Raw genomic sequence first — 7666 nt, 5'->3', positions numbered from 1 at the left:
AACAATCAATTCGCAGTTATACTGTTTCTAAGAACGCAACAAAAGCCGAAGAGAAATCTTCGGCTTTTTTGTTTTAGGCTGAGCTTCTCGCTAAAACATTCGGACTGGACTGATCCATGAGAAAGGAGAACCCCACGCATGTGGGGAAAAGGTGGAAGAGATTAGGATCACGAACTTCCAGTCCGGTTCATCCCCACGCATGTGGGGAAAAGGTAGTCACTAAAGTTCGTGGCGTCCCCACCCTCGGGTTCATCCCCAGATGCCCGGAGAAAAGGAAGTGCAGGTTTACTTTTACTTCGAGCGAGAATCGATAGCAGGCTGTTAGATCGTCATCACCCCCTATTCATGAAAATGGAATTTGACTCCGGCTCATTCGGATATTTCTACCTATTTAAAATTTGTCGATCTTTCATGGTAAATCGTTTTACATAGGCTCGAAAATACGAATGGGGGAATATACGAATAATATTTTCATTCTTTGAGAGGACCTTTTCCGATTCGAATCACCTCAGACAGAGGTGCCTCTTTCTGAGGTATCTTCCCATAGAGTCAGTGCGAATCTAGTGGGTCTTTTGCTGACTTGTCGGAATGGCGTACGGGGATTGGTCTTGATGCTCATATAGATTTGCGCCGCGATAGTGGCCCAAGGCGTTTGTCCTACGGAATCGGTTTTCCATTTCATTTCTTTCGCAAGTGTCCAGATCTCGGAGGTGCTCATCGGTTTTCCGGTAGTATTGAGCGCTTTTTCTGCTATTTCGAGAAAGGAAGGGAATTCCGGCATCTTTAAAGATTTCTTTTATATATTGAAATTGTAAACTGATTTATGTTTTCTTGCGTTAAAATCCAATGAGTTGATTCGAATCATGTTTTCGATTTTAATGTCGGGTTTGGAGGATTTCTCAATAATCGTTTGCGATCTTTGGTCGCTCGCTTGCGTTAGGGATACGCAAGGCGCAGAATGCGGACCCCGCAGGCCGTTCGGCCGAGGAGTCCGAAGCGAAGCGGAGCCTGGAGTAGCCCGACCCGCGGAGCGCAGAATATATTTTTCAGCCTCAGATTTGAGTGCGGGGAACGCACATGATTCTATTGCGCTATTTTAAGGTGGGTAATCATAATTCCGAGAGAAAGCCGAGTTTTGCTTGAGAATAATATAATTTTATGATATAGGTTTTCCGACCTTCTCCCACGGGCCCTCCTCCACCACCCAAATATTAGGGTGGGGGCCCCCGAAAACCTGTAGGAGCTCCACAGTAGAATTCCCGCCGCATCGACAGGAAACTTTTCTTATACGGAGGGAACGATCTAGAGAAAGATAAGTTCTAACGCAAGGATCGAAAGATAAACCTTCTTTCGATCAGGAGTATTGCATGAAACAATTTTTCGGAACTTCCGCCATCGCATTTGTCCTTTTGGCATTATGCTCTCTTTCGGCACAGCCAGCTCCTCCGGACGATTCCAGGAACCCCTGTGCGGCGGATCGGCAAACATATTGTAAAAATATTCCCCACGGCCCGGAACTTCATGATTGCATGCATGCGAACGAGTCCAAGTTTTCTGCGGCATGTAAGTCCCATCTTTCCGAAATGAAAGCGAAACACGACGCAGTCAAACAGGCTTGCTCCGCGGACGAACAAAAATTCTGCTCGAATACAGGTCATGGACATGGCGGTCCGATGGGTTGCCTTCGTTCCCATGAATCGGAATTGTCTGCAGCTTGCAAAGCGGCTCTTCCCCCTCCTCCTACGAGAAGATAGACCGTAGAGATTCGGCCGAATAATGATCGACTCTATGGAGATTCGATCCAAGATACTGCCCAATCTACTATGACTTCTAAAAAGGTACTGATCGCAAATAGAGGAGAAATTGCGATTCGAATCTCAAGGGCCGCAGCGGCTTTAGGTTGGGAAACGGTCGCAATTTTTTCGGAGGACGATTCGGATTCGAAACATCGCTATTATGCGAACCAGGCATTTCCGATCCCCGGTTATGGAAGTTCGGCTTATTTGAATGCGGATCGGATTTTACGCATCGCGTCGGAGCAGGGCTGCAGTCTGATTCACCCGGGCTACGGTTTTTTAAGCGAGAATGCCGACTTCGTAAGAGAATGTGATCGCGCCGGGGTTACCTTCATCGGTCCGACGGAGGAAATCGTCCGAAATTTAGGAAATAAGTTGGGCGCTCTTCGTTTAGCGGAATCCCTACAGATTTCCGTTCTTCCGGGAACCAGAAAGCCCACGGAACTTTCGCAGGTCGAAGATTTTTTCGATCAGCATGGATCCTTAATGATCAAAGCCTTAGCCGGGGGAGGCGGGCGCGGCATGTGCAGGATCGAATCTCCCGATCGGATCCGGGAGGAATTTTCCAGATGCTCTTCGGAAGCGAAAGCCGCCTTTGGAAACGGGGAGCTTTACGTGGAAAAGCTCTTACTTAATGCCAGGCATATAGAAATCCAAATCCTAGGAGACGGTACCGGGAATGTACTGCATTTTTGGGAAAGGGATTGTACTCTACAACGTAGGAACCAAAAGCTGATCGAAGTTTGCCCGGCTCCGAATCTCGCACCTTTGATTAGAGATAAAATCGTAGATTCGGCGCTCCGATTAGCCCGGAATCTGAAGTATCGTAGTTTAGGAACTTTTGAATTTCTTTTGGATGAGAACTCGGAAGGAGATTTCTATTTCATAGAAGCGAATCCCAGATTGCAGGTGGAGCATACCGTTACGGAGGAAGCTCTCGGAGTCGATCTGGTGGAGCTTCAACTTCGGATTGCGGAAGGAGGTACTCTGAAGGAATTCGGTTTGAATCAGGAAACGATCTCGAAGCCGAAGGGGTTTGCCATCCAACTCCGCCTAAATGCGGAAACGATAGACGAAAAGGGGAATGTGCAACCTTCTGCAGGGCGTCTCTCCGTATTCGAGCCTTCTAGCGGTCCCGGAATTCGCGTCGATACCGCGGCTTATACCGGTTATGCGATGAATCCCTCTTTCGATCCTCTTTTGGCAAAATTAATCATCCGGACCCAGTCGTCCGAATTCAAGAATGCAGTCTCGCTAGCCAGAAGAACTTTACGCGAATTTCGGATCCAAGGGAGTAAAACGAATCAAAGTTTTCTAAATCATCTTCTACGACTTTCCGAGATGGAAGAATACAAGGTCTACACGGGACTTATCGACGAAAACTTTGCGAGATTGGCTTTCCAAGTCGATGAGGAGAAGGTAGGATTCGGCTTCGAATCGAACCATAAAAACGAGGGCTCTGCCGAACCGGAAACTCATGAGATCCCCTTGGGAACGATTCCCGTCCTTTCTCCCGTGTCCGGAAGAATGACGGAAATCGACGTGGTCGCCGGAGATTTCGTTCGAAAAGGGCAAAAAGTGGCCGTGGTTTCCGCGATGAAAATGGAGCATTTGCTGAAAGCAAACGAGAGCGGAATCGTGGAAGCCGTACTTGTTTCTCCGGGAAAGAACGTTTCGGTCGATCAAGCAATCCTGGTTCTGCGACCCTCCGAGGAGGAAGGTCCTTCTCACGAGGATATTTTAAGTCATGAGATCGACTTTGTCCGAACGGATCTGCAGGATGTCTTGAATCGATTATCGTTAAACGAAGATAGCTCTCGCCCGCAAGCGGTCTCTAAGCGTCACAAACGAGGGCAGAGGACGGCTAGAGAGAATGTCGCGGATCTTTGTGATCCGGGCACATTCGTCGAATATGGCGCTCTAGCGATCGCCGCTCAGAGGAGGAGGAGATCTCTCGAAGAGTTGATCAAACTGAGTCCTGCCGACGGATTGGTGACGGGAATCGGCAGCGTAAACGGGGATTTGTTCGATTCCTCGCTTACTAAGTGCGCAGTCCTTGCCTACGATTACACGGTCTTCATGGGAACCCAAGGAGCCATGAATCATAAAAAGACGGATCGCCTTTTGCAAGTCGCTAAAAACCTGAAGCTTCCTTTGGTCTTCTTTACCGAAGGAGGAGGGGGAAGACCGGGAGAAGTGGACGTACCTGCAGTCGCCGGATTGGACTTGCATACGTTTCGCCAATATTCGGAGTTAAGCGGAGCGGCCCCGAGAATCGCGGTCGCGTCCGGACGTTGCTTTGCCGGAAACGCCGCACTATTCGGCTCCAGCGATATTCGGATTGCGACCAAGGATTCCAATATCGGAATGGGAGGACCGGTCATGGTGAAGGGAGGCGGTCTTGGAAATTTCAGCGCCGAAGAGATCGGCTCCGCGGAGATCCAATCCAAAAACGGTGTGATCGATCTAGTCGTAGAGAACGAGATCGAAGCGGTCCGCGCGGCGAAACGTTCCTTGGCGTATTTTCAGGGGAAGGTGGAAGCCTTTTCCTGTAAGGACCAAAGGCTCCTACGTTCTATCGTTCCAGAGAATCGTTTGAGATCCTACGATGTGAGAGCTTTGATCGAGATTTTGTCCGATGAGGATTCGGTTTTGGAGCTCAGATCCGGTTTTTCTCCCGGAATCGTCACCGCTTTTATCCGAATCGAAGGAAGACCCATCGGACTGGTCGCGAATCACTCTATGCATTTAGGTGGAGCGATCGATGCGGAAGGCGCGGAGAAGGCTGCCGATTTTATGAAACTCTGCGAATCTTTCCGTCTTCCGATATTATCTCTTTGCGATACTCCGGGTTTCATGGTAGGACCGGACGCAGAGCGACTGGCATTGGTGCGGAAAGCAGGGCGATTGTTTCAGGAGGGCGCAGGTCTAAAAGTGCCGTTTTTCACGATCGTTCTCAGAAAGGGGTACGGATTGGGGGCTATGGCTATGGCAGGCGGAAGTTTCCATTCTCCCGTGTTTACGATTTCCTGGCCTTCGGGAGAATTCGGGGCCATGGGGATCGAGGGGGAAATTCGAACCGGATACCAAAAGGAATTGGCGGAAGTCAAGGACTGGAACGAACGCCAACTTCTGTTCGAGCGTCTTGTCAAGGAAGCCTACGAAAGAGGGAAGGCGATAAATATGGCGTCGTACCTGGAAATAGACGCGGTCATCGATCCGGCAGATTCAAGAAAATGGATTTTGCGAGGATTGGCCTCGGAAATTTCTTGATTCGCATCCGAACCGGGTTAGAATTCCCTCCGCGTCGGAGGTTTTCATGTCGCATAAATCCGTTTCGAAATTACTGGCTATTTTCGCCATTGTCGGTTTGGTCATTTCCTTGTCGGGAACGTTTGCTCAGTCCTTTATGATCGGGGGAATGTATAAGGTTAGCGGAACGAATCCGAACGGAAGTAGGTACCAGGGTTCCGTCCAAATCAGTCAGAACGACGACGGAAGTTATACGTTCGACTGGTCCGTCGGGAACAATTATAGCGGAACGGGATCTCTGCAAGGAAACGTTTTATCCGTGGACTGGGGCGACACTTATCCGGTGATCTATAATGTGAAAAACGGAGGCGCCAGATTGGAAGGAACCTGGGGAAACGGAGCCGGAACGGAGATTTTATATAAATAACTTTATTATTCGTTTAACGTAAAGTCACGGCCTCTTTGAGAGGAGTAGGGATACTGCTCCTTTTTCAGGACGGTTTTGGCCAATTCCGGAACGCGTAAATTGACGTACGAGATCAGACTCGCGGCGGTGATTTTTCCGTTCGTCCTAGCCTTGCCTTCCAAACCTTCCAATAGGGCCGTAGTCAAGATTCCGTGTGCGAGTTCCGAGGACTCGTAAGCTTCCTCCTTTTCGAGGGTGGAGGCGATTACGCAGACCCCTGCGGTTTTGGCGAAGGAACTGATGTCTTTGAATTGAGTGATCCATTCCCCGCCCGAATCGCAGGTATCGAAGATGATCAGTTTTCTTGTGGCGGGAATCTTGGAGATCGAAGAGATGAATTCCTGCTGGCTAAATCCGGATCGGACGTCCTCCGGTGTATCGACCCGATAGGAACTCGTTAAGAAAAAGAAATTTCCGGACTTCTCCGTGCCGTGACCCGCGATAAAAACCAGCAAAGCGTCCTCCGGGCCTGAGGATCGGGCAACTTTTTGGAATAACTCTTCGATGCCGGATTTCGTGGCTTGTCCGTTATACGCCGTATAAGCGACTACCTTATCGAACGTACCGTCACCTGCGGAAGAAACTTTTTTCATAATCGCGGTAGCGTCCTTGACCGCGTATTTTAGATCCATAGACGAACCGGGATAATCGTCTATCGCGATCAACACAAGATGAAGAGTCGTCTTCGAGGCGGATTTTCGGAGAGACTGATAGTTTTTCGTTTCCGAATAAGCGACCAGACCTGCTTTACTTTCCGCGCCGATTCGAAACGAATTGGAGCCGGGTAAAAGCGCGGATTTGAACATTACCTGCAGGCAATTTCCCGTTCGGATCATTCGCACCGACCTGGAGTTTTCCTTCGAAATGAGCGAGCCGTTGTGGTACGCGTATACATCCTCGATTCCCCCGCCCGCGTCGCAGACAGTGCCTTGTATCGAAGCGGAATCCGTATTCGGGTCGGGCTGGATTTGGATTTGTACTTTCGGAGGGGGAGAGGATCGGTATAGTTCCGATAGGGTCTGTTCGCCTCCGATTTCGGAAAGAGAAGTCTGTATGAGTTCGGGGCTGTAAAAGCGGTTAAAAAAAGTCTCCAAGCCGAATCCCTCAGGGGACTCCTCGGAGTTGAAGAAAAAATAACTCTCCAATGTTTCGGAATCATAGTCGAAACGACCCGAGGGGTTGAAGACGATTTTTCCCTTGTCCGTAAGCACGATATTGGTCTTCAAATTTCCTTTCAGATCGAATATCTTTTGGGTTCCGTCGTCGCTTCCCGTAAGTACGTTTTTTCCTCCGTTGATGAAAACGGCCCGATTCACGGTATCCGTATGTCCTTTGAGGACGGAGATCTCTTTTCCCTCCTTCCAGAGTCTCACGGTCAGATCCTCGGAGGAACTCAATAGATACGTCCCGTCCGAAGAAAAGGATGTAGAATGAACCGAGGATGTATGACCTATAAGCGGGACGATTTTCCCGGCCTGCACATCTACCAATCGCACCTTCCCGTCGTCCCCCCCTGCGGCGATCCTTTTTGCATCGGGTGAAATCGAAAGACAAAGTACGGAACCGTTGTGGAGCACATATTCGTTTAACATTTTCCCGGAAGGCGACCAGATCCTCAACTTACCGTCCTCCGCAGTGGAGGCGATGTATTTGGCGTTCGAGGCGTATTTCAGATCCGTGACAGGACCGTCGTGGGCGGAAATCGACTCGACGATTTCTCCTTTCGAGTCCCAAATTCGGATCTTTCCGTTCTCATCTCCTCCTGCGAGGAATTTTCCGTCGGGGGAAAAGTCAAAGGCGGCTATGGAACCTCCGCCCGTATTTGCGATCTCCTGGAATTCGTCCGTGTCAAGCGAGTATATTCTGATCTTACTATCATCCGCTTGGTAAGCGATTCTTTCACCAAACGGGGAATAGGCGATAGAGGAGACGATCGAAGTATTGGCTTGCAAAACCCGGAAGAATCTTCCTTTCAGACTCCAGATTACCACGGTTTTATTTTCCAAACCCGTCGCGATTCTACCTCCCCTCAAATCCGAGAAGGTTGTGATTCCGGAGGATTCCTTCCAGGAAGGATGCAGCAGAGATTCTACGGCAAAAATCGAATTCTGCAGTAGGACCCAAACGAATAGAAAGCGGAGAACCATGGGAT

5 protein-coding genes are annotated in these 7666 nt (G+C 49.4%); 3 read left to right on the top strand and 2 right to left on the bottom strand.

Annotated elements, in window-relative coordinates:
• Positions 1-508: 508 nt before the first annotated feature.
• Entirely contained in the window at positions 509-781 is a 273-nt protein-coding gene (locus EHO60_RS03005) for an HTH domain-containing protein (protein ID WP_425460263.1), read from the bottom strand.
• 586 nt (positions 782-1367) lie between these two features.
• Here EHO60_RS03005 and EHO60_RS03000 point away from each other — a divergent pair.
• The 3 genes from EHO60_RS03000 (at position 1368) to lfb1 (ending at position 5475) form a co-directional block, all read left to right on the top strand.
• A complete protein-coding gene (locus EHO60_RS03000; RefSeq protein ID WP_135766693.1) occupies positions 1368-1754 on the top strand; it encodes a hypothetical protein in 387 nt (128 codons plus the stop codon).
• Between the two features lie 69 nt (positions 1755-1823).
• Positions 1824-5069, top strand: coding sequence for an acetyl-CoA carboxylase family protein (locus EHO60_RS02995; protein WP_135766692.1), 3246 nt, complete (start codon positions 1824-1826; stop codon positions 5067-5069).
• Between the two features lie 46 nt (positions 5070-5115).
• The gene (lfb1, locus tag EHO60_RS02990; RefSeq protein WP_135766691.1) at positions 5116-5475 is read left to right on the top strand and encodes an LIC10280 family protein; all 360 of its coding nucleotides are present in this window, start codon (positions 5116-5118) and stop codon (positions 5473-5475) included.
• Positions 5476-5480: 5 nt separating this feature from the next.
• Here lfb1 and EHO60_RS02985 read toward each other — a convergent pair whose 3' ends face one another.
• Positions 5481-7661 carry a WD40 domain-containing protein gene (locus tag EHO60_RS02985; protein WP_135766690.1) on the bottom strand — a complete coding sequence of 727 codons (2181 nt, stop codon included), beginning with the start codon at positions 7659-7661 and terminating at the stop codon, positions 5481-5483.
• Positions 7662-7666 lie beyond the last annotated feature (5 nt).

Origin of the sequence: Leptospira fletcheri (genome assembly GCF_004769195.1) — a bacterium.
Taxonomy (GTDB): Bacteria; Spirochaetota; Leptospiria; order Leptospirales; family Leptospiraceae; genus Leptospira_B; species Leptospira_B fletcheri.
Note: the sequence above shows the minus strand (reverse complement) of the source record. Positions and strands in the feature narration are given on the sequence as shown.